This window comes from Shinella zoogloeoides, from assembly GCF_033705735.1.
Lineage (GTDB): Bacteria > Pseudomonadota > Alphaproteobacteria > Rhizobiales > Rhizobiaceae > Shinella > Shinella zoogloeoides_A.
The window spans coordinates 3,469,858-3,491,428 of record NZ_CP131130.1; the positions used below are offsets into that span (position 1 = coordinate 3,469,858).

A 21,571-nucleotide genomic window follows, 5' to 3' on the forward strand; every position below is an offset into this window, starting at 1 on the left:
CAAAGGTTCGCCATGGCCCCCTTCCAGTTCATCGACCGGCCCTCTCCCTTCAACACGAAAGGCGGCAGGACGCTGCCGATCTTCGCGATCACGCCGGCCCATATCGAAACCGGCACGATCGACCCGATCGCGCTCGACTGGGCGAAGAAGGCGGGCTTCAAGGCAGAATCGGGTGCGCTGCTGATGGTGCCGACGGCCGACGGCCATCTCGGCGGGGCGCTGTTCGGCCTCGGCAGGAACCCGTCCGACGCGCCTTTCCTGACGGGCAAGCTCGCCCGCACGCTGCCCGCCGGCGACTGGCATATCGAGACCGCGCCGCTGACGGCCAACCGCCTCGCCCTCGGCTACGGTCTCGGCAGCTACCGTTTCGAGCGCTACAAGGCCTCGGCCTCCGAGGCGCCGACCCTGCTCATCCCGACCGACGCGGACGCCGCCGACATCAAGCGCCAGCTCGCCGGCGTCTTCCTCGCCCGCGACCTCATCAACACGCCGACCAACGATATGGGCCCGGAAGCGCTGGAAGACGTCTTCCGCGCGCTCGGCGAGCACTACAAGGCGAAGGTCTCGGTGATCGCGGGCGATGATCTTCTCAAGGAGAACTTCCCCCTCATCCACACGGTCGGCCGCGCCTCGGAGCAGGCGCCGCGTCTCCTCGAACTGCGCTGGGGCAAGAAGGGCCACAAGCGCGTGACGCTCGTCGGCAAGGGCGTCTGCTTCGACACAGGCGGCCTCGACATCAAGCCGGCCTCCTCCATGCTACTGATGAAGAAGGACATGGGCGGCGCGGCCAATGTCATGGGCCTCGCACTGATGATCATGGACGCCAAGCTGAAGGTGGACCTACGTGTGCTGCTGCCGGTGGTCGAGAACTCGATCTCGGCCAATGCCTTCCGCCCCGGCGACATTTACAAAAGCCGCAAGGGCCTGACCGTGCAGATCGACAATACCGATGCCGAGGGCCGGCTGATCCTTGCCGACGCGCTCGCCTATGCCGACGAGGAGGAGGCCGACCTCATCGTCGACATGGCAACGCTGACGGGCGCCGCCCGCGTCGCGCTCGGCCCGGACCTGCCGCCCTTCTTCACCGACGACGACGACCTTGCCCACGACCTCACCGAGGCGAGCCTTGCGGTCGACGATCCGATGTGGCGCATGCCGCTCTACATGGGCTACGACAAGGACGTCTCCGCCCGCATCGCCGACCTCACCAACGCCCCGTCCGGCGGCATGGCCGGCTCGATCACGGCCGCGCTCTTCCTCAAGCGCTTCGTCACGCGCAACCGGCATTGGGCGCATTTCGACATCTATGCCTGGGCGCAGGCCGAGCGGCCACATTCGCCGGTCGGCGGCGAGGCGCAGGCGATCCGCGCGCTCTACCACCACCTGCGCGGCATGACCGCCTGAGCTTTCCTTCGGGCGGTTGATACGGTAGCGTAACGATCGCGGGAAGCCGATGGTCGCGCCCGCGATTGCGCCAGCAACGCCCGGAGGACCCGTGCCGCTCGATCTCACCCCCTCGCAGGCGCTCGGCCTCTGGCACGCGGTCGCCGTGGAGCAGGTCCGCGAGGACGGACGGGACCTGACCCTGCGCCAGCTCGCCATCCTTCTGGAGATCTATCTTGTGCCCCCGCCGCATACCGTGCGGGGGCTCGCCGCGAAGCTCGGTGTCACCAAGCCGGTGATCACCCGCGCGCTCGACACGATGGGCGAGCAGGGGCTCGTCACCCGCCTGCGCGACGAGCGCGACCGCCGCAACGTCGTCATCAAGCGCACCGTCGAGGGGGCACTCTATCTCGAACATCTCGGCGATGTTATCATCGCCAGGGCCCGCGCCCAGAATTCCTGAAGGCTTCCGCGAGAACATCATGAACGCCCTGCCAGACCGCCGCCTCAACGCCTTCCGTCCGGACCTCGCCGAAGAAGCCCTCAAGGGCACCGTCGCCGCCGGGCGCTATGTGACGGGCGTGCCGGCCCGCATCGCCGTGCCCGTCGCCGCCCTTCGACCCCGGCCGGACGAGGCCGCCGGCATCGACACGCAGGTCCTGTTCGGCGAGGGCGTGCGCGTGCTCGACCGCGCCGCCGGCTGGGCCTGGGTTAAGTCGGATTTCGACGGCTATGTCGGCTACCTGCCGGAAACCGCGCTGGATGCGGCCGCGGCGCCCGCCACCCATGTCGTCGGCGTGCCGCGCACTTTCGCCTATACCGGCCCGGACCTCAGGACACCCGCCGCCTTCGTGCTTTCCATCGGAAGCCGGCTAACGATCGTCGGCGAGAGCGAGACGCGCGGCACGCGCTATTTCACGCTGGAAGGCGGCCAGTCCGTCATTGCCGGCCATTGCCTGCCGGCCGGCGGGACGGCGGGCGGCGACTATGTCACGATTGCCGGCCGCTTCCTCGAAACGCCCTATCTGTGGGGTGGCCGCTCCGGCTTCGGCCTCGACTGCTCGGCCCTCGTACAGCTTTCCATGATGATGGCGGGGCGAAGCGCCCCGCGCGATTCCGACATGCAGGCCGCTGGCCTCGGCGCGCCCGTCGCGCGCGAGGAACTGCGGCGCGGCGACCTCGTCTTCTGGAAGGGTCATGTGGCGATCATGGAGGACGAGACGACCATCATCCATGCCAACGGCCATACGATGAGCGTCGCCCGCGAGCCGCTGGCCGCCGCCGTCGAGCGCACCGCCTATCTCTACCAGCAGCCGACAGGCTATCGCCGTCCGGTCTAGAATAACGTCTCGTAGATCTCCGGCTTGAAGCCGGCCGTAAGCTGCCCGTCGCGGTCGAGGATCGGGCGCTTGATCATGGACGGCTGGGCGATCATCAGCGCGATGGCCTTCTTCCCGTCGAGGTCCTGCTTGTCGCCGTCCGGCAGGGCGCGGAAGGTGGTACCGGCGCGGTTGAGCACCGTTTCCCAGCCGAGCGCATCGACCCAGCGCGCAAGGCTCGCCTCGTCGATGCCTTCCGCCTTGTAGTCGTGGAAGCGATAGGCGATGCCCCTGGCGTCGAGCCAGGTGCGGGCCTTCTTCATCGTGTCGCAGTTCTTGATGCCGTAGATCGTGACGGTCACGCGTCTCTCCTCATGTCATGTGCCGCTTTCATAGAGCGCCGCGGAGGTCACGTCACCCCGAGATAGCGGCCGGGGCGGTGATTGATGGCGAGCGTCATGTTGACGACGACGGCGCCGAGCACCGAAAGCGCCAGCCGGTCCGCCGGGATGACGAAGAAGGCCGCGGCGAGGATGGCAAGGTCGACGCCGAGCTGGAAATAGCCGGCGCGCAGGCCGAACCGGTCCTGCAGGTAGATCGCCAGCACATTGATGCCGCCGAGCCCGGTGCGGTGGCGGAAGAGGATGAGCAGGCCCGTGCCGGAAAGCGCGCCGCCCATCACCGCCGCATAGAGCGGATCGAGATGGGAGAAGCCGATCAGGCCGGATGTGAGCCGGGTAAGGATCGAGACCAGCGTTACCGCGGCGAAGGTCCGCAGTGTGAAGGCCCAGCCGAGCTTGTGCAGGGCAAGCACGTAGAAGGGCAGGTTGATGGCGAAGAACAGCCACCAGAAGCCGCTGCCCGTCGCATATTGCAGGAGGAGGGCAAGGCCCGCCGTGCTGCCGGCGAGCAGCACGGCCTTGGTGTAGATCACCACGCCGAGCGCCACGAACATCGTGCCGACGACAATGGCGATGACATCCTCGTAGACGGAATGGCGCTCGGGCGGGGCAGCTGTCTCGGCCGTCATCGCGTCCTCACAGGCTCAGGAACTTCTCGATGACGGCGTCGACCTCCGCCGTCTTCAGGCCGGCAATGTTGATGCGGCCGGAGGTCGGCATGTAGATGGCGTGCTCGGCCCTGAGCTTCATCACGTCCGCCTCCTCGAGCGGCAGCAGCGAGAACATGCCCTCCTGCTCGCGGATGGCGGTCAGCACCTGCCAGCGCCTCGAAAGGCCCGCGGCAAGGCGCTCGCGGATCGCGGTTATGCGCAGCCGCATGGATTCGAGCTCGGCCTTCCAGTCCGCCATCAGCGCCTCGTCGCCGAGGATCATGCTGACGACCGCGGACCCGTGGTCCGGCGGCATGGAATAGCTGACGCGGGCGAGCGCCGCGAGATTGCTGCGCACGGTCAGCGCCGTCTCGGCGCTGCCGCAGACGGCATAGATCGCCCCGGTGCGCTCGCGGTAGAGCCCGAAGGACTTCGAGCAGGAAACGGCGACCAGCGCCTCCGGCACGGCGCTGAGCAGGATGCGCAGGCCCGCCGCGTCCTCGTCGAGGCCGCGGCCATAGCCCTGATAGGCGATGTCGATGACCGGCAGCAGGCCGCGCTCGGCAACGAGCGCTGCAACGGCGCGCCATTGCTCGGTATTGAGGTTCGCCCCCGTCGGGTTGTGGCAGCTCGCATGCAGCAGCACGGCATCGCCCGGCGCGGCGCCGGAAAGCGCCTCCATCATCCGCTCGAAGAGAACGGCCTGCGAAGGGATGTCGAAGAAGGGATAGGTGACGACCTCCAGGCCGGCGGCCGTGAAGATGCTGGCATGGTTCGGCCAGGTCGGCAGGCCGAGCCAGATGCGCCGCGTGCCCGTGCGCGCCATGAGGTCGCCGGCAAGGCGCAAAGCGCCCGAGCCGCCGGGCGTCTGCAGTCCGGCGGTCGCGCGGCCGCGGCCGGCCTCGCCCGTCGTCAGCGCCCACAGGCGTTCGAGGAAGACGGGATCGCCTTCCGGCCCGACATAGGCCTTGGTCTGCTGGGTCTCGACGAGGCGGCGCTCGGCCTCCTTGACCGCGCGGAAGACCCGCGTGACGCCCGTTTCGTCGCGATAGACGCCGACGCCGAGGTCCACCTTGCCGGCGCGCTCGTCCGCCCGGAAAAGGCCGATCAGGGCAAGCAGCGGATCGTCGGGCTGGCGGGTGAGGGCATCGAACATGGCCGGTTTCCTGTCTGGCTGGAGGGTGGAACCGGTTTAGGACAAATCGCCCGAAAATTCGACCATGATATTGCGGGCAAGGCGCAAGACGCTTGCATTGCCTCCCGGGCGCCGCGCCGCCCCGACTTTTCGGAACCTTCTTGCCGCAGGGCGGTTGCCGAGAGGAAGCCCGCCCCCATATGATGGGAGGGTGCACGAGGAAGGTCCATTGGACAGGAACGGCAAGATCACGTCGGCCGCGCTGCTTGCGGCCATTCGCAATCGCCGCGGCCACCGGCCGCCGGAAAACAATCGCCCGGGCGACACCGTCATCGCGTCCTACAACGTGCACAAATGCGTCGGCGTCGACCGGCGCTTCGATCCCGAGCGCACGGCGAGCGTGATCGCCGAGATGAATGCCGACATCATCGCCATCCAGGAGGCGGACAAGCGCTTCGGCGAGCGGTCGGGCCTGCTGAACCTGGAGGCGCTGGAGCGCGACTGCGGCCTCGTGCCGGTGCCGATCAACGCGCTGTCCTCCTCCGGCCACGGCTGGCACGGCAACATGATCATGATGCGCAAGGGCGTGGTGGGCGGCGTGCGGCAGCTGAAGCTGCCGGGCGTCGAGCCGCGCGGCGCCCTCGTCGTCCATCTCGACCTGCCGGTGGGAAAGCTGAGGCTCGTCGCCGCCCATTTCGGCCTGTTGAAGCGCTCGCGCGAGCAGCAGGCGATGGCGATCCTCGCCTCCGTCGCGGAAGAGGAGGAGATGCCGACCCTTCTCGTCGGCGATCTCAACGAGTGGCGCGTCGGCCGGCGCTCGTCGCTCTCGCGCCTGCAGCCGACCTTCGATCCGGCCTCCGGCGCGGTGCCGAGCTTTCCTTCCCGCTTTCCGGTTCTGGCGCTCGACCGGGCGCTCGGCCATCCGCACGACCTCGTCACCTCCGTCGAGGTGCACGATTCGCCGCTGGCGCGCGTGGCGTCCGATCACCTGCCGATCAAGGCCCATATCGACCTCAAGGTCGTCTGGGAGCGTGCCGGCGCGTCTACAGATAGGGCGAGCCGAGCCATGTGATGCGCTCGACGAGGCGCTGGGCGAAGGGCCGCGCATTGAGCGCCTCCAGCGTGACCTCCTCGGCATTCGACAGCGCGGCCGTGATGCGCCCGGTGATGCGGTCGGCGAAATCCGGGTCGATCACCTCGATATCCACCTCGAAGTTCAGCCGCAGCGAGCGCGGATCGATGTTCGACGAGCCGACATAGGTCCAGATGTCGTCGATGACCGTCAGCTTGGAATGGTTGAAGGCGCCGGAGGCGCGCCAGATGCGGCAGCCGTATTTGAGCAACTGGTCGAACTGTGCGGTCATGGCGAGGTCGACGAGCTTGAGGTTGTTGGCCGAGGGCACGACGATGTCGATCTCCACCCCGCGCCGCGCCGCCGTGACCATCGCGCTGATCAGTTCGCGGTCGGGCAGGAAATAGGGCGACATGATGCGGATCTGTTTCTTGGCGACCGACAGCGCGCCCATCAGCATGCGGTGGTTGGTCTCCAGGCTCTTGTCCGGCCCGGAGGGCACGACGCGGGCGAGCATGCCGGTATCCGGCGCGTCCGGCGGCGGCGGAATGCGCCAGGCCTCGCCGGAAAGGTCGTCGCCGCCGGAAAAGCGCCAGTCCTCGTAGGCGATGCGGAAGAGGTCGCTGACGACGGGGCCGGTGAGGCGGAAATGGGTGTCGAGCGCCGCGGCCTGCCCGGCGAATTCCGCGCAGAAACCGGCGCGGATGTTGAGCCCGCCGGTAAAGGCGGTGGTGCCGTCGACGATGAGGATCTTCCGGTGGGTGCGCAGGTTCGCATAGGGCAGGCGCAGGCCCATGACGATGTTGCCGTTGAACACGTCCGTCGGCACCTTCGCGCGTTGCAGCTCCGAGACGATGGAGGGAATGGAATAGCGCGCGCCGACCGCATCGATCAGCACGCGCACCTCGACGCCGCGCGCGACCGCCGCCGACAGCGCCTCGACGAAGCGCTCGCCGGCCTTGTCGCGGTCGAAGATGTAGGTTTCGAGCAGGATGGAGCGCTCGGCGGCGGCGATGGCGGCGAGCATTGCCGCATAGGCCTCGTCGCCGGTCGAGAGCACCGCGATGCGGTTGCCCGAAGTGAGCCGGCAGCGGCCGACGGCGTCGCCAAGGCGCTGCATGGCGGCGAGCGCCCCGCCGAAGCGCACCTGCATATGGGCGTTGGAGACGTCGTATTCGTCGAGATGGTGCCAGCCGGCGGCGAGCAGGCCCTCGCGGCCGAGATTGAGGGTCTTTCGCCGGATGCGGTTCACGCCGCCGACGGCATAGATCAGCGCGCCGACCACCGGCGACAGCACGATGACGCCGACCCAGCCGATCGCCGCGCGCACTTCCTCCTTCGTCATCGTCGCATGGATGGCGGCGGGAACGCCGAGCACGATCGACAGCGCGACGAGGATATGCGGCCAGTAGGCGGAGAGCGTCTCAAACATGATGCGTGCGGATCATCCCAAGGCGGCAAGCTCTTTTGCTGCTTCTATATATTGCTTCGGACGATACGAATGCGAGGGGGAAGGCCATCCCCCGCGCGAAGATTTTTGTGGGCCCCCCGTCAGTCTTCCAGCGTGCCCGGCTTGCGGTCCCTGCGGGTGGCTTCGCGGCAGGCGATCTTCATCAGGTCGTCGCCCCGGCGCGCGTAGCGGGCCGAGCAGCGCGTGGCGATCAGCCCGTCATGGCCGGCCGTGACGGCGAGCGTGCCGCCGGGCTCGCCCGGCCGGACGATGAGGGTGGCGATGAGGTCGCCGGCCTTCACCTCGTCGCCGATATCGCGGTGGAAGAGCACGGTGCCGGGCTCGGGCGCCTTGACCATCTCGATATTGTCGAGCGGCACGGCGGGTCCCGCATAGGGCTTCGCTTCATGCGCCGGATCGGTGACGACGCCGCGGCCGGCGAGGAAGGCCCAGAGACCGTCCGCATCGTGCCGCGCCATGTCGGGATAGACGTCGCGCCGGCCGCGCAGCTCGACGGTGACGGCAAGGCGGCCGGGTACGCTCTTCAGCTTGTCGCCACCCTGGCGCTTGAAGGCATGGCCGACGGCCTCCTCGAAGGCGGTGCTTTCGCCGTCCGAAAGGAACACGGCCTCCATGTCGAGGGCCGATGCCAGGTCCGCCGCCTCGGGCCAGAAGGCCTCGTCGATATAGGCATATTGCAGGGATTCGTCGTCGCAGTGGAGGTCGAGGACGAGGTCCGCGCCGAGCGCCGTATGGAGCAGCGTCCGCTTCAGCCGGTCGGCGGCGCTGCGGCTTTCGAATGTTTCGAGCAGCGTATCCCGCCCGGCAAGTGCCACCAGCGGGAAATCGCGGTTGAAATTGGTGCGCGAACCGAGATCGAAGCGGCCCTCCATCTCGCCGAAATGGTACTGGGCAAGGCCGATCGGGTTGGCCTGCGGCACGACGGTAATGTCGCCGCGGATCGCGCCTTCGCCATCCGCCTTCCGCAGGCGTTCCAGCAGGAAGTGAAGGAGCGCCGTGCCGGGCAGCTCGTTGGCATGCAGCGCCGCCTGGATATAGGCCGAGGGTGCCGCGCTGTCGCTGCCCTTGAAGCGGAAGACCGGCACGCGCCATTCGATGCCTGCCGTATCCCCGCCAATGATGATCTCGGAACGCTCCACGCCGTTTCTCCTCAAATCGTTTGCCGCGTTATGCGAATTGGTTGCGGATGGCGCAAGCCCCGGCAAGAAACGGGTTGAAACCGGCCGGGCAAAGCCCGATCTTGTGGCAAGACGGGAACGGGAGCCGAAAATGACCGGCAAGACCCAGTATCATATCTTCGAAACGGCGAGCGGACCCTGCGGCATCGCCTGGACGGCGGCGGGTGTCGTGCGCTTCCAGTTGCCCGGCGAGGACGCCGCCAGGACGCAGCGCCTGCTGCTGCGCCGTCTCGAAAATGCCGAGGCCGCCGAGCCTGCCGAGCCGCCGCCGGCCATCGCTCGCGCCATCGAAGCCGCGCAGCGCTATTTCGCCGGCGAGGAAGCGGATTTTACCGACGTGCCGCTCGATCTTGCCGGCCAGAGTGAGTTCTTCCGGGCGATCTACGATGCCGCGAGGCGCGTGCACTGGGGCGAGACGACGACCTACGGCACGATCGCCCGCGATCTCGGCGCAGGTCCCGAAGGCGCGCGCGAGGTCGGCCAGGCCATGGCGAAGAATCCCGTCGCCCTCATCATCCCCTGCCACCGGGTGCTGGCTGCCGGAAACAAGGTCGGCGGCTTCTCGGCGCCCGGCGGCGCATCCTCCAAGGTGAAGATGCTGGCGCTGGAGGGCATTTCCTTCGCCCCGCCGGAGCCGGCGCAGCAGTCGTTCGGGTTTTAGGCAGGCTGCGTCAGGCTCGTCAGCTTGTCCGGATTACGGGTGATGTAGATCGCGGCGATGCGTCCTTCGACGATTTCCACGGCCGTGGTCTGCATGTGCCCGTCGATGCGGCTTACGAAGCCGGGCAGGCCATCGATCACGGCATGGCCCAGGAATTCCATCCGCGCGCCCAGCTTCCGCGACAGCCCGAGAAAGAGGCGGACCAGCCGGTCGACGCCCTGGATGGCGTTCGGGAAGGTGAGCACCTTGCCGCCGCCATCCGAGCGCAGCGTCGCGTCCGTCGCCAGCATGGAGCCGAGCGCGTCGGCGTCACCGACGCGGCAGGCCTCGAAGAAGGCGCGCGTCAGCGCCTCGCCGTCCTCGCGGGGGATTTCATAGCGCGGCTGGTCGATCCGCACATGGGCGCGGGCCCGCGCCGCAAGCTGCCGGGTGGCCGCCGGGCTGCGCTTCAGTGTTGCCGCGATGTCGTCGAGCGGCTGGTCGAAGACGTCATGCAGCAGGAAAGCGGCGCGCTCCAGCGGCGAAAGCCGTTCCAGCGCCATCATGAGCGTGAGGGTGATGTTGTCGGCGCGGGTTTCGTCGTCCGCCGGCTCGATCAGCGGTTCGGGAAGCCATATGCCGGGATAGGTCTCGCGCCGTGCGCGGGCGGATTTCATCGCGTCGAGGCAGAGACGCGAGACGATGCGGGTCAGCCATGCGGCGGGCTCGGTCACCGCCGCGCGGTCGCTGCGGTGCCAACGCAGCCAAGCTTCCTGCACGACGTCCTCCGCTTCCGCGTGCGAGCCGAGCATACGATAGGCAAGGCGCAGCAGCCGCGGCCGCTGCGCCTCGAAGACGTCCGTTGCCGGGTCGTCACGCCGCATGGCGCCGGTCGACCGGATGCTCGGCGCGGAAGCCGACCTGCACGCGGTTCCAGACATTGATCGCGCCGATCGCGACGGAAAGCCATGCCTGCTCGTCGGGCGTGAAGGCGGCCTCGAGGGCTGCCCAGTCCTCGTCCGGCGCATGCGTTTGCGCCACCAGCGTCAGCGCTTCCGTCCAGGCCAGCGCCGCCCGTTCCCGCTCGCTATAGAGGGAAGAGTCGCGCCAGCCGGCCAGCAGATGGAGCCGCATCTGGTCTTCGCCGTCCTTCAGGGCCTCGCCGACATGCATATGGATGCAATAGGCGCAGCCGTTGATCTGCGAGGCACGCACCTTGACGAGATGCAGCAGGCTCGCCTCCAGCGGGCTGGCCTTGAGAGCGGCTTCCAGCGCGTACATCGCCCTGAAGGCAGGTTCGGCGCGTTTGAAATAATCGGTCATGCGAGCGGACATTCCAGTCTCCTTTTCGATCCTACACCGCCATGACGACGCAGGAAGGCAGGATGTGACATGGAGCTGCGGATTTTTTTACGTCCATGGCCACGAGCGCAAGCCGGCGCCATTGCATAAGGGGGAAATCGAGATCAAGGGGGCGGGGCAGCCCGAGGACTGCCCCGCCCGGATTTTCAGTCGCGCAGCGAGCGCCTTGTCAGGCGGGCAAGCATGAGCAGGGTGGCCGCCGCCATCAAGGCCGCATAGCCCGCCAGCGGCCAGACGGTGGTGCCGTCGAGCAGCACGACCGCGGCCGTGCCCGCAATGCCGGTGATCAGGCTCTGTACGCAGAAATGCAGCGCGACTGCGGTGCCGGCGGCATGGGCGAAGGCCTGCAGCGCGCCGTTGGCGGAGACGGATGCCGTCAGCACGATGCCGACCGCCATCAGCCACATCGGCGGCATGAGGCTCCAGAAGGACGCCCCCAGCAGGTGTTGCCCGAGGACCAGCAAGGCTGCGCCGGAGAGCAGCAGCGCCATGCCGCGCACCGTGCAGCCGGCAATGCCCCAGCGCTCGACAAGCCTTTCCGCAAACCGCGCCGTCGCGATCATGACCAGGGCGGCGGTCGCGAAGGCGAGGCTGAAGCCCAGTTCGGAAAGGCCGGCGCCATCCATCAGGATACGCGGCGCGGTCGAGAAGAAGACGAAGAACGTCCCCATGGCCGCGCCGAAGGCGAGCGTGTAGGTCCAGAAGGCAGGGCTCGCCAGCACGGGACCGAAGGCGCGCTTCTGCGCCATCGCCTCGACGGGGCGCGTCTCGTGCCATTTCGGCAAGGCCACGAACAGCATCGCGATCGCGGGAAGGGCGAGCGCGACGAACAGCGCCTGCCAGCCGAAGGCCCGCGCGATCAGCGCGCCGGCAATCGGCCCGAGGGCCGGAACGAAGGCCAGCATGGCATTCATCAGGCTGTAGATGACGGCGCTTTCCGGCCTGTCGGCATAGACGTCGCGGATCGTGGCGAAGAGCGCTACGAGCGCCGCCGAGGCACCGATGGCCTGCACGAGCCGTAACGCCACGAACAGCGGCGCCGAGGTCGTGATGGCAAGGCCGAGGGAGGCGGCGGCGAAGATCACCGCCCCCGCGATCAGCACCGGCCGGCGGCCGATACGGTCGGAGAGCGGGCCGAACAGCACCTGCCCGACGCCGAGCGCGATCATGTACACCGTCAGGGTGAGCTGCACCACGTCCGGTGTCGTCCGCAGGATCGCGGGCATGGCGGGAACGACCGGCAGGTAGATGTCCATGCCGAGCGAAGCGAGAATGTTGAAGGGAGCCAGCAGCAGCAGCGCTGCCGGCAGGCTGTAGGTCCACGCGCGTGGATCACGAATACGCATGATTGATCATCCGCTGAATGAGAAATCCGGCGGCGTCTGCGCTGTAGTCTGAAAGGGTTCAGCAGAACGCCGCAACAACAAGGTTGTCGTTGCGGCTTATTTCACTGCTTTCTTGGATCCCCGCATGCGAGCCCCCGTTATTCCCACTCAATTGTTTGCGCTATAGATTAAGCCATTGAAAAACAAAGCGAAAAAATATTTTTGAGGGCCATATGCCGTTGCACCCACTGTCAAAAAGCTATCCCTCTTGAAATCATTGGGTTTTTTCAGCTGTTTGGCTCGAAAAAATTTTCGCCATCTATCGCTGGTGACGGTCGCCTCTTCAGTTCGCGGAACAGACGGCGAATGTCCTCGCAAGAGCTGCATCATACCGACTCGCGATTCCATTTTCCATCCTGCTTGGGAGATTCGGAAAGCGATCAGGGGAAATAGTCCGGTATGAGGGGAAAGCCTTCCCCTGCGGCCGAGCCCAAGGTCTCGGCCGACCCCTTCTGCGGGGAGACCCCGCAACGCCCCCTTTGCTGGAGACCGGCTATTCATAGCAGGATTCGCAGACCTTGAATGTCAGAAAAACATACGCTATTTTCTGACACATGAAAACGCTGGTCACATCGGTTCCCGATCGGATTATGAAGCGCGTCCGCTCCAGCGGTCGCGGCGGCGTCTTCACGCCCAGCGACTTCCTCGACGTTGCCGCACGCGCAGCGGTCGATCAGGCTCTTTCGCGACTGGTCAAGAACGGCGCGCTGCGTCGCCTAACCCGTGGCCTGTATGACTACCCCAAGCTCCATCCGAAACTCGGTCAGCTCTCTCCCACGCCCGATGACATCGCGCAGGCGTTGGCGCGTGAGACGGGATCGCAGGTGCAGATCGCTGGCGCCCGGGCCGCGAACGCCCTCGGCCTGACGACGCAGATGCCGGCGAAGAACACCTACCTGACCGACGGGCCGTCCCGGCGCGTGGTGCTGGGCAAGCGCGTGGTCGACCTTCGGCACGCATCCCCCAAGCACCTGATCGCTCCCGGCAGCCCGGCGGGCACCGTCGTTCAGGCGCTCCGGCATGTGGGTCCGCTGCGCGCCACCGATGTCGCGCAGGTCGCGGCTCATCATCTGTCGGCCTCCGACAAGAAGACCCTCGCAGCCTCCGCCACTCAGGCTCCCGCCTGGATGCGGCCCACGCTCGCCTCGATCGCCAGCGCAGATTTGGCCGGAAGCAATGGATAAGGTCGCCCTGCTTCCCGGCAGGGACCGCGCCGCCGTCTTCTGGGAACCAGGCGCAGCCCGCGGGACGGCGAATACGATCGTCGGAAAAGGACTCCCGGGTCGGTTAGATGCTGCTTGGTAAGCCCGCATGTCCTTGGCCGCACTTGCTCGACTGGACATATAAGCATATAGAACATATACAGAACTAACACGGGGTGCACCCCGTGTTGATCCGGGGCCAGTTCCATACTAATGTCGCCTAATGCGTTATACTCAGAGCCAGATTCGTGAATTGCTATCCATTTCGGTGGATGCCTTTCGCGCGTGGCGGGACGCCATTCCCGCACTGGCCCTACACAAAGGGCATGCCCCCAGCTTCACCCCGGGGGATGTTGTCGCCATGGCGATCGTCGCTGAACTCGTCAGGGATTTCGGAGTGCGCGTAGGGACGGTCGGCAACCGTTTTGATGAGTTGTTCAAGGAGTGCCGAGGGAGGTCCTGGCTCTCGCTTGAAAATTGCGTCACCTTGATCGACGCTGAGAGTTTTCGTTTGGTCGACGTAAACTTGGCCCGCCAGCACTCTCCGGATACTTCCACCCTTTACATTCCTTGCGCACCGATCATTGCGCGACTGCGCTCGGTACTCACGGCAACAGAAGTCGACCAAGTTCAGGGCCATCTGCAGTTCCCCCCGACCTCTGTTACCGTGCGGCCGGAACGGCGTGGGACACGAACATGACTACCTTGGCAACCGCGCTGGCGCCGGAGTGGAAGGACCGACTGGGCCTCGCGCATCGGCGCGCGCCCGAGCTTTACGAGTCGTCTGACGCTGTAAGCGACGTACCACATGCACCCGCTATTCGGGCCGCCCTCGATGAGATGGGCGTGTCCGCTATCTTTTGTGTTCAAGGCGTTCCAACTGTCGCTATCCTCGAGGCGGATCACTACGACCGTGCTGCGGTAATCGACCTTCACGGCGCATTATGGAATCAAGGGCTGGCCAGTCTGCTTTTGGTCATTGCCGAAGATACGCTCAGAGCATTCTCGCTCGCTCGTACTCCGCTTAGCGATCCTGGCAACGCCTTCGAGACCCGCTGCCTCATTGAAAGCCTGAGCCTGACGGCCGAAGCGCTAAAGTTCCAGAATCTCATATACGGCGCGGAATCCGGGCGTCTCTGGAAGGACTACGGCGAATACTTCCCGCCCAAAGAGCGTATCGACCAGGTTCTTCTAGATAATCTGAATGCATCCCACGGCCTCTTGCAAGCTGCTGAACTAGCCCCCGACGCGGCGCAGGCATTGCTTATTCAGGCAATGTTTATCGCCTATCTTGAAGACCGTGAGATCGTAACGCCGGCCTATTTCGCGGCGGTTTCCGAGAAAAGTGCCGAGAGCTTCTCAGCGCTATTGGAAACGGGCGACGTTGATCTTTTCCGGGCTCTGTTTCGAACCCTTCATGCAGACTTCAACGGCGACCTGTTCGTAGCACCCTGCTCCTTCGAGCCCAAAGGCGAAGTGCCAGAAGTCTCGCCCGCGCATCTCGCGGTCTTGGCTCGGTTCCGCTCGGGGCGCGAGGAGATGGCACATTCGGGCCAGCAGCGCTTTTGGGGCTATGACTTCCGCTACATCCCAATCGAGTTGGTCAGCGCGGTCTATGATCGCTTTCTCGGTGAACGTGAGGCCGAACGCCGCGCGAATGGTGCTTACTACACCCCCATGTTCCTCGCTGACACGGTCGTTTCCCAAGCTTGGGAAATGCTGCCGGACGCGTTTCGGACAACCGGGAGCTTTCTCGATCCGGCCTGTGGCTCAGGCGTTTTCCTTGTCCGCTCGTTCCAGCGGCTTTGCGAGCATTGGCGTGCCAAGCGCAAGACGCAGACAATCTCATGGAAGACGCTGCTATCGCTACTGAGCCAGATTCACGGCTGGGACCTCAATGGTGGTGCTGTTCGCGTCGCTGTGTTTTCGCTCTACGTCGCTTTGCTCGAAGAGGTTTCGCCGCGCGACATCCGCAAGCTCATTACCCGGGGAAAGCTCCTCCCAGAACTTTGGGGCAAGACCCTTGTCTGCCGCGACTTTTTCGACGTACCGCCGGAGAGTGCGCAGTACGAAGTCATTATAGGCAATCCGCCTTGGACTAGCCGCCGCGGTCCCGCGCGCTCGTCCGTGCAGTGGAGTAAAAAGACTGGCCATCCTATGCCGGGAGGCGAGGACGCATGGGCATTCACCTGGAAGGCTCTCTCGCATCTCGCTGACGGCGGGCTGATCGCGTTCTTGTTGCCCGCGATGGGTTTTTTGCACAACCATGCTCAAAACACCGTTGAAGCACGTGACGCATTCTTCCGGAAATCCCGCGTCCGCCGTGTCATTAACTTCGCAGACCTTCGGTTTCAGCTTTTTGAGAAGGCTCATCGCCCCACCGCTTTGATCATATACGGCAGCGCCAAGCCCGACAGTTTCCCATATCGGTTCGACTATTGGGCGCCGAAGGCTGACCTCAACCTCCGCATCAAGCGGGTCATCACCCTGAGCAGCGCCGACAAGGCAATACTCGGGGTCGGCACGGTTCTGGATAATCCGCTGATCTTCAAACAGCGGCTCTGGATGCGTGAGCCTGACGCCAAGCTCTTTGGCTACCTTGGGCGGCTCCCCAAACTAGGAGCCTTCGTCAGCGATTACGGCAGCCTGAGCCGACGCCGCGAAGAGCCGGGCGATAGATGGGTGATCGGGCAAGGCTATCAACCATTCAACGAGGACAGCGAGAGCGACGCGCCTCCTCTCGTAAGCGACTATGTCGGGCGCCTCCCTGACCTCCCGATTACAGCCTATTCGCGTTTGGCTCAGGCGGCGGGGGGGTTGCAATCCGCCGCCTCGTCGACAGTTCGTCGCCGCGGATTCGAAGCGGGCTTCAACGGTACGCGCATCCTTATCCCTCGCGGGGTGGAGACATCGCAAAATCGCCTCCGAGCCGCCTATTGCGACGAACCGCTCACCTTTCAGGATATCTTACAAGCGATCGTGGTGCCGGCCGGCCAGAGCGACCGTGCAAAGATTCTGACTGCAATCCTCAATAGCCGCATCGCGGTCTGGTACGCCTTTCACGGCACCGCTTCATTCGGGTCAGACCGCCCGGAGGTCAAGCAAGCCGATCTCCTGCGATTGCCGTTTCCATCACCTGCCGATGTCCCAGACGAAGGCGCGGCGGCGCAGGCAGCTCTTAAGCTGATTGCGATTGTGGACGATGCACGCGAACGCTCCAATGAGCCCTTCTCGATGCAGGTCGACGAAAGCGAAATACTTCGGCAGATCGACCGCCTCGCATACCAGTATTTTTGTCTGTCGCCGGATGAGATTGCGTTGATCGACGATACCGTCGAAGCGGTTCTGCCCGCGCTTCAACCTCATGAAGGCCACTTCCCCAAGCTTTGGGGAGCGCCTAACGAAGCACAGCGGGCGCAATATGCGCGTACCTTGGCGGCCAGCCTTGCGGACTGGTTCAGAGACAAGAAGATCGATGCTCGTCTCGTCGCGCGCGGGGCCGATGTAGCGATACTTCGCCTGCATCTAGGCGGGCATGAAGACTACGCCGAGGATACGACGGGAGAACTTAGCGAGGTTCTCGGGCAACTGGCGGCGCATATCCATAGGCCGCTCGACGGCAATTTCCAGCTTATGCCGGATCTCAGGGTTTTCGTTGGCGACTGCCTGTATCTCATCAAGCCGATGCAGATGCGCTTCTGGCTGCGCTCCACGGCGCTCGCAGATGCCGATGGAATAACGCTCGATCTTCAGCAAGCCGCGTCTGTGCGGCAACGGCGGAGTGCTGATTGATGCTGATCGGCGATATGGAGGGGTGGGTCGACAGTTTCGTTTCCTTTGATGATCGCTTCCTCGAGAGGATCGCCGCGGCTTTTCCTGCTTGCATGGCCGTTCTCCCGGAACAGCCTGGGGAAGATGACATCACCATCAATCTCGTCGATCGCCTGGCAAAGGACGCCGTCGTGCGTAGGTTGTGCCATTGGGTCGAATACCAGTTCGAGCCGTTCGGCCTTGCTCCTGACGGATCTAAATATAGCAAAGGCATCATCGATATCGCCGTGCTGTTCGACTGGGAGCGGGAGCGCTACCTGGCCTACGAGTGCAAGCGGCTTAATGTGATCCACGCTGGAAATCGTAGCTCCTTGGCGACCGCATACGTCACGCAAGGCATGATGCGTTTCCTCACGGAGCAATATGCGGAAAATCTGCCCGTTGGTTGCATGCTTGGCTATGTGCTCGACGGGGACGTGACCTTCGCCCAAGCGCGGCTTGCCGGCGCTATCGGTGGACATGTCCCCCTCGCGCTCATTGACGGACCTGCGCCGTTGGCTGCAGTCGAAGCCATAGAACGCTTTCGCACGCGGCATACCCGCCCAGCCGGCTCAGAAATCGAGCTTCGGCACGCGCTGTTTTCGAGATCACCAGTGATCGAACCAGCCGCCTGACGAACCGGGCATTGGCGAGGATAGGCCCTTGGATAGCAGCATAATCGTCGAGAATGCGATCAGCACTCTCGCAAATACGATGAGAATCTATGGTGAAGCGCACATGCGCTTTGGCGATCTGTTCAAGATCGATCCCGAAGAGGCGATTAATAACATCGATCGCTCTTTCGAGATGATGCTTGAGAGCTTCCATACGCTTTATGATGTGTCGAAGCACCTCTTCCCATATTTTGAGCATGGGGACACTGCCCTTTTGATCGCGGTGAGAAACGCCATCTATCATCGTGATCACCCGCTGTTTCGGAGCCTGCGGTGGCGCCTGCACCTTGATAGAGGTGGAGTGGAACGCTGGCTCGGCGCCTCCTTTTTGCTTGCAGGGCACCCCACGCGTCACGGCGCCCCGATCCGGATATCCCATCATGTGAGGTTGGACGACTTGGACGCGCGCCTCGATCCGTCGCGCGCATCCCCTTATCTCGACACCTTTGTAAACGCGACGAAGGCCGCAGACCGATCTACGCTGATTGATTCTCAGTTGGGACTTCCGGCGATCCGCGAATTTCGCTGTCGACACAGATACCCTGACGATCAAACCTATCTCGATCTAGGACCGATTTTTGTCTCGGCCATTTGCAGGGTGTTCAAGGCAATGAACGCCGCGGGCATCAATTTCAGAGATTTCGACGCCAGTACTTATGTCGGTCCGTTCACCACGGAAATCGCGGTCGATCTCTCCAGCCAAGACTTCAAGCAATTGCGTTTGCGCGGTTGGGGACCGCTGGACCTCATCCCTATTCCCATCGAGGACAGGCATGAACACGGAGTCGAGTGAAGGGGGAAAGCCTTCCCCCGCGGCCGAGCCGAAGTCTAGACCGCCCCCTTCTGCGGGGACGCAGGCGTAAAATTACGATGGAACAGGAAGACGATTTTCTCGCCTCGAAATATGTCGAGTACCGCAAGGCTTGCAGGGAAGCCGTGGCATTTACGCCCTTCATGCCCTATGGCTGGTTCAAACCGCCCCAGACAGTCCGGCTGGATAGCGAGTTCGGCCTTCAGCAAATGGCCTATCGCGATCTCGCGGATGATGCCGCACGCGACCTCGCAAACGGGATCAATCACCTGATCGGCCTCACCACGCGTCTGGAAGCATGGGGCAGCGTCATCGAAGCGCTTGATGTCCAGCAGACGAACCAATTGCTGCATGAGTTCGTGCAGGATCTGGCTTCAACGGCGCTGCTCAGCCCATACACGCTCAAGGCCCGGTTCTTCTTTGCGGTCGCGCATCTGTCCCATCAAGCGAACCGGGTTTCCCAGGGAAACGAATGGGCGGATGATCTTACCGCTCTGCCGGAGGACTGGGGCATCAAGGAAGAGGTGGCGGTCAAGGCCGCAAAACCTTGGCGCTCCTGGAAGAAATTGAACCGGGCGCTCAACACCGTCGACATGGGCGACTACAAGACCGCCACGGATGATTTCCGGAGTAAGCACACCCACAGGTTCACGTCACGGGTCGAGCTTGGGCTATCCCAATCTATCAAGCGCATTTGGGCAAAGGGCGAAAAAGCGCCCTCTTATGGAATCGGGGGCTCGCCGCCGCTTAAACTGGACGCGGTTGTCCAGGAACTTAAAACCCAATGCGTCCGCCTGTCAGCCTGCTACGCTGAGTTTCAGAAGCTTGTCGCGGAGCAGAGCGAGGCATTGTTCGGGAATACCGCGGACCCGCGAGAGTGCGGACGGGCTCTGCCGTGACGGGTTAAGGGTCGGGAGAGGGCTTCCGGCACCCATCGCGGAGAACCGCGATGTTTCGACATGACGGCACGGCGCCTGGCGAATGGTGATAATCTCGGTAAGCTCGGAAGCTAGCCACTCGACGAGTGAACCGCGTTCACGTTTCAAGAACTGCCCCCAGCCAGCCGCCAACGTGAGATGCTGCCTGAGGTCGCAAGTTTGCTTTTAAAAATCGCAGCTTAGCGGATGTTTGGCCGCGTAATTTTGGCGCCTATACCGTCAGGTAAAATGACCAACGCCGAAACCGATATAATCCATTTAAATCAAAATCCTAGGTAGATATAATATACCGTCAGATCATATCTTGGCCTGACGGTATATAAATTTCATTCGCACAGCGGGTCGTCCCGCACCGTCAAATCTACCGTCAAATTTTTTCGCTACTCTCTATGGAGTAGCTACGAAAACAAAAGAATTCTATTAAATCAAACCGTTATCAGAAACGGGCAATCAATTGATGATCGAAACCCCATGATCAACGGAAACCCCTGATTTTCCCGCCTTTTCTACGATATTCCACGCTATAGCCGCCGATCGCCGCCGATTCCCCTACTCCCACTCGATCGTGCCCGGCGGCTTCGACGTCACGTCGTAGACGACGCGGTTGATGCCGCGGACTTCGTTGATGATGCGGGTGGCGGCGCGGCCGAGGAAGTTCATGTCGTAGTGGTAGAAATCGGCGGTCATGCCGTCGACGGAGGTGACGGCGCGGAGCGCACAGACGAATTCGTAGGTGCGGCCGTCGCCCATGACGCCGACGGTCTGGACGGGCAGCAGCACGGCGAAGGCCTGCCAGATCTTGTCGTAGAGGCCGGCCTTGCGGATCTCGTCGAGATAGATGGCGTCGGCTTCGCGCAGGATCTCCAGCTTGTCGCGGGTGATGCCGCCCGGGCAGCGGATGGCAAGGCCCGGACCCGGGAAGGGATGGCGACCGATGAACGAATCGGGCAGGCCGAGTTCGCGGCCGAGCACGCGCACTTCGTCCTTGAAGAGCTCGCGCAGCGGCTCGACGAGCTTCATGTTCATGCGCTCGGGCAGGCCGCCGACATTGTGGTGCGACTTGATCGTGACCGAGGGGCCGCCGGTGAAGGAGACGCTTTCGATGACATCAGGATAGAGCGTGCCCTGGGCGAGGAATTCCGCGCCGCCGAGCTTGCCGGCCTCTTCCTCGAAGACCTCGATGAACAGGCGGCCGATGATCTTGCGCTTGGTTTCCGGGTCGGAAACGCCTTCCAGCTCGCCGACGAAGCGGTCGACGGCGTCGACATGGATGAGGTGCAGGTTGTAGTGCTCGCGGAACATGGCGACGACGTCGGCCGCCTCGTTCTTGCGCATCAGGCCATGGTCGACGAGGATGCAGGTGAGCTGCGCGCCGACTGCCTCATGGATGAGGAGGGCCGCGACGGATGAGTCGACGCCGCCCGAAAGGGCGCAGATGACGCGCTTGTCGCCGACCTGCTCGCGGATCGCTTCCACGGCGCGGGCGCGGTAGGCGGACATCGACCAGTCGCCCTTGATGCCGGCGATCTTGTGCACGAAGTTGGAGAGCAGCTTGGCGCCATCGGGCGTGTGCACCACTTCCGGGTGGAACATCGTCGTGTAGTAGCGCTTCGCCTCGTTGACGCAGATGGCGAAGGGGGCGTTTTCGGAAACGCCGATGATCTCGAAGCCTTCAGGGGCGACGGTGACGCGGTCGCCGTGGCTCATCCAGACCGGATATTTCTTGCCGACGTCCCAGAAGCCTTCGAAGAGCGGGCTGTCCTTGAGAATCTCCACATCGGCGCGGCCGAATTCGCGGGCATGGCCACCCTCGACGGTGCCGCCGAGCTGGGTAGCGAGCGTCTGCTGACCGTAGCAGATGCCGAGGATCGGCAGGCCGGAATCGAAGACGATCTGCGGTGCGCGCGGGCTGCCCTGGTCGAGAACGGAAGCGGGACCGCCGGAGAAGATGACCGCCTTCGGCTTCATGCGGTGGAAGGCTTCCTCCGCCGACTGGAAGGGGATGATCTCGCAATAGACGCCTGCTTCGCGCACGCGCCGCCCGATGAGCTGCGTCACCTGGCTGCCGAAATCGATGATGAGAACGCTGTCGGGATGGGCTGTCTGGGTCATGGCGAGCCTTTAAAGAATATCCTTGCGG

21 protein-coding genes are annotated in these 21,571 nt (G+C 64.1%); 11 read left to right on the plus strand and 10 right to left on the minus strand.

Annotation, left to right across the window (positions count from 1 at the left end; all coding sequences use genetic code 11):
* The first annotated feature begins 12 nt into the window (after window positions 1–12).
* The 3 genes from ShzoTeo12_RS17125 (at window position 13) to ShzoTeo12_RS17135 (ending at window position 2,723) form a co-directional block, all read left to right on the plus strand.
* The gene (locus ShzoTeo12_RS17125; RefSeq protein WP_318910613.1) at window positions 13–1,404 is read left to right on the plus strand and encodes a M17 family metallopeptidase; all 1,392 of its coding nucleotides are present in this window, start codon (window positions 13–15) and stop codon (window positions 1,402–1,404) included.
* A gap of 91 nt (window positions 1,405–1,495) precedes the next feature.
* Window positions 1,496–1,846, plus strand: coding sequence for a MarR family transcriptional regulator (locus ShzoTeo12_RS17130; RefSeq protein WP_119257347.1), 351 nt, complete (start codon window positions 1,496–1,498; stop codon window positions 1,844–1,846).
* A 19-nt stretch (window positions 1,847–1,865) separates the two neighbouring features.
* Window positions 1,866–2,723, plus strand: coding sequence for an NlpC/P60 family protein (locus ShzoTeo12_RS17135; protein WP_318910614.1), 858 nt, complete (start codon window positions 1,866–1,868; stop codon window positions 2,721–2,723).
* On the opposite strand, the gene ShzoTeo12_RS17140 is transcribed toward ShzoTeo12_RS17135, so the two are convergent.
* The 3 genes from ShzoTeo12_RS17140 to ShzoTeo12_RS17150 are packed head-to-tail and all read right to left on the minus strand — an operon-like array spanning window position 2,720 to window position 4,909.
* Window positions 2,720–3,064 (minus strand): ArsC family reductase, encoded by a 345-nt coding sequence (locus ShzoTeo12_RS17140; RefSeq protein WP_318910616.1) that lies wholly within the window; start codon window positions 3,062–3,064, stop codon window positions 2,720–2,722. The two genes, ShzoTeo12_RS17135 and ShzoTeo12_RS17140, sit on opposite strands and share 4 nt — an antisense overlap.
* A gap of 47 nt (window positions 3,065–3,111) precedes the next feature.
* Window positions 3,112–3,732, minus strand: a complete 621-nt coding sequence (locus ShzoTeo12_RS17145) for a YitT family protein (protein WP_318910617.1) — start codon at window positions 3,730–3,732, stop codon at window positions 3,112–3,114.
* A gap of 7 nt (window positions 3,733–3,739) precedes the next feature.
* The gene (locus tag ShzoTeo12_RS17150) at window positions 3,740–4,909 is read right to left on the minus strand and encodes an amino acid aminotransferase (RefSeq protein WP_318910618.1); all 1,170 of its coding nucleotides are present in this window, start codon (window positions 4,907–4,909) and stop codon (window positions 3,740–3,742) included.
* Between the two features lie 208 nt (window positions 4,910–5,117).
* Between ShzoTeo12_RS17150 and ShzoTeo12_RS17155 the strand changes: the two genes are divergently transcribed.
* Window positions 5,118–5,960 (plus strand): endonuclease/exonuclease/phosphatase family protein, encoded by an 843-nt coding sequence (locus tag ShzoTeo12_RS17155; RefSeq protein ID WP_245424851.1) that lies wholly within the window; start codon window positions 5,118–5,120, stop codon window positions 5,958–5,960.
* Here ShzoTeo12_RS17155 and ShzoTeo12_RS17160 read toward each other — a convergent pair.
* The gene (locus ShzoTeo12_RS17160) at window positions 5,932–7,392 is read right to left on the minus strand and encodes a phospholipase D-like domain-containing protein (protein ID WP_318910620.1); all 1,461 of its coding nucleotides are present in this window, start codon (window positions 7,390–7,392) and stop codon (window positions 5,932–5,934) included. The two genes, ShzoTeo12_RS17155 and ShzoTeo12_RS17160, sit on opposite strands and share 29 nt — an antisense overlap.
* A gap of 119 nt (window positions 7,393–7,511) precedes the next feature.
* Window positions 7,512–8,570, minus strand: coding sequence for a succinylglutamate desuccinylase/aspartoacylase family protein (locus ShzoTeo12_RS17165; RefSeq protein WP_318910621.1), 1,059 nt, complete (start codon window positions 8,568–8,570; stop codon window positions 7,512–7,514).
* 130 nt (window positions 8,571–8,700) lie between these two features.
* Between ShzoTeo12_RS17165 and ShzoTeo12_RS17170 the strand changes: the two genes are divergently transcribed.
* The gene (locus tag ShzoTeo12_RS17170) at window positions 8,701–9,270 is read left to right on the plus strand and encodes a methylated-DNA--[protein]-cysteine S-methyltransferase (protein WP_318910623.1); all 570 of its coding nucleotides are present in this window, start codon (window positions 8,701–8,703) and stop codon (window positions 9,268–9,270) included.
* On the opposite strand, the gene ShzoTeo12_RS17175 is transcribed toward ShzoTeo12_RS17170, so the two are convergent.
* The 4 genes from ShzoTeo12_RS17175 to ShzoTeo12_RS17190 form a co-directional block, all read right to left on the minus strand.
* The gene (locus ShzoTeo12_RS17175) at window positions 9,267–10,133 is read right to left on the minus strand and encodes a sigma-70 family RNA polymerase sigma factor (protein WP_318910624.1); all 867 of its coding nucleotides are present in this window, start codon (window positions 10,131–10,133) and stop codon (window positions 9,267–9,269) included. The genes ShzoTeo12_RS17170 and ShzoTeo12_RS17175 overlap by 4 nt on opposite strands.
* Window positions 10,123–10,584: a carboxymuconolactone decarboxylase family protein gene (locus tag ShzoTeo12_RS17180; RefSeq protein WP_318910625.1), complete on the minus strand. Its 462-nt coding sequence runs from the start codon at window positions 10,582–10,584 to the stop codon at window positions 10,123–10,125. Before ShzoTeo12_RS17180 ends, ShzoTeo12_RS17175 begins: the two co-directional genes overlap by 11 nt.
* A gap of 173 nt (window positions 10,585–10,757) precedes the next feature.
* The gene (cml, locus tag ShzoTeo12_RS17185) at window positions 10,758–11,957 is read right to left on the minus strand and encodes a CmlA/FloR family chloramphenicol efflux MFS transporter (RefSeq protein WP_318910627.1); all 1,200 of its coding nucleotides are present in this window, start codon (window positions 11,955–11,957) and stop codon (window positions 10,758–10,760) included.
* Between the two features lie 147 nt (window positions 11,958–12,104).
* Window positions 12,105–12,344 carry a hypothetical protein gene (locus tag ShzoTeo12_RS17190; protein ID WP_318910628.1) on the minus strand — a complete coding sequence of 80 codons (240 nt, stop codon included), beginning with the start codon at window positions 12,342–12,344 and terminating at the stop codon, window positions 12,105–12,107.
* A gap of 206 nt (window positions 12,345–12,550) precedes the next feature.
* On the opposite strand from ShzoTeo12_RS17190, the gene ShzoTeo12_RS17195 reads away from it, so the two are divergent.
* The 6 genes from ShzoTeo12_RS17195 (at window position 12,551) to ShzoTeo12_RS17220 (ending at window position 19,392) form a co-directional block, all read left to right on the plus strand.
* Window positions 12,551–13,180, plus strand: coding sequence for a DUF6088 family protein (locus ShzoTeo12_RS17195; RefSeq protein ID WP_318910630.1), 630 nt, complete (start codon window positions 12,551–12,553; stop codon window positions 13,178–13,180).
* A 379-nt stretch (window positions 13,181–13,559) separates the two neighbouring features.
* A complete protein-coding gene (locus ShzoTeo12_RS17200) occupies window positions 13,560–13,898 on the plus strand; it encodes a hypothetical protein (RefSeq protein WP_318910632.1) in 339 nt (112 codons plus the stop codon).
* Complete coding sequence (locus tag ShzoTeo12_RS17205) at window positions 13,895–16,990, plus strand: class I SAM-dependent DNA methyltransferase (RefSeq protein WP_318910633.1); 3,096 nt, start codon at window positions 13,895–13,897, stop codon at window positions 16,988–16,990. The genes ShzoTeo12_RS17200 and ShzoTeo12_RS17205 overlap by 4 nt, the downstream gene beginning before the upstream one ends.
* Entirely contained in the window at window positions 16,987–17,643 is a 657-nt protein-coding gene (locus ShzoTeo12_RS17210; RefSeq protein ID WP_318910634.1) for a hypothetical protein, read from the plus strand. The genes ShzoTeo12_RS17205 and ShzoTeo12_RS17210 overlap by 4 nt, the downstream gene beginning before the upstream one ends.
* Before the next feature lie 28 nt (window positions 17,644–17,671).
* Window positions 17,672–18,475: a hypothetical protein gene (locus ShzoTeo12_RS17215; protein ID WP_318910635.1), complete on the plus strand. Its 804-nt coding sequence runs from the start codon at window positions 17,672–17,674 to the stop codon at window positions 18,473–18,475.
* Between the two features lie 77 nt (window positions 18,476–18,552).
* Window positions 18,553–19,392, plus strand: coding sequence for a hypothetical protein (locus ShzoTeo12_RS17220; RefSeq protein WP_318910636.1), 840 nt, complete (start codon window positions 18,553–18,555; stop codon window positions 19,390–19,392).
* A 588-nt stretch (window positions 19,393–19,980) separates the two neighbouring features.
* On the opposite strand, the gene guaA is transcribed toward ShzoTeo12_RS17220, so the two are convergent.
* Window positions 19,981–21,543: a glutamine-hydrolyzing GMP synthase gene (guaA, locus tag ShzoTeo12_RS17225; RefSeq protein WP_318910637.1), complete on the minus strand. Its 1,563-nt coding sequence runs from the start codon at window positions 21,541–21,543 to the stop codon at window positions 19,981–19,983.
* Window positions 21,544–21,571 lie beyond the last annotated feature (28 nt).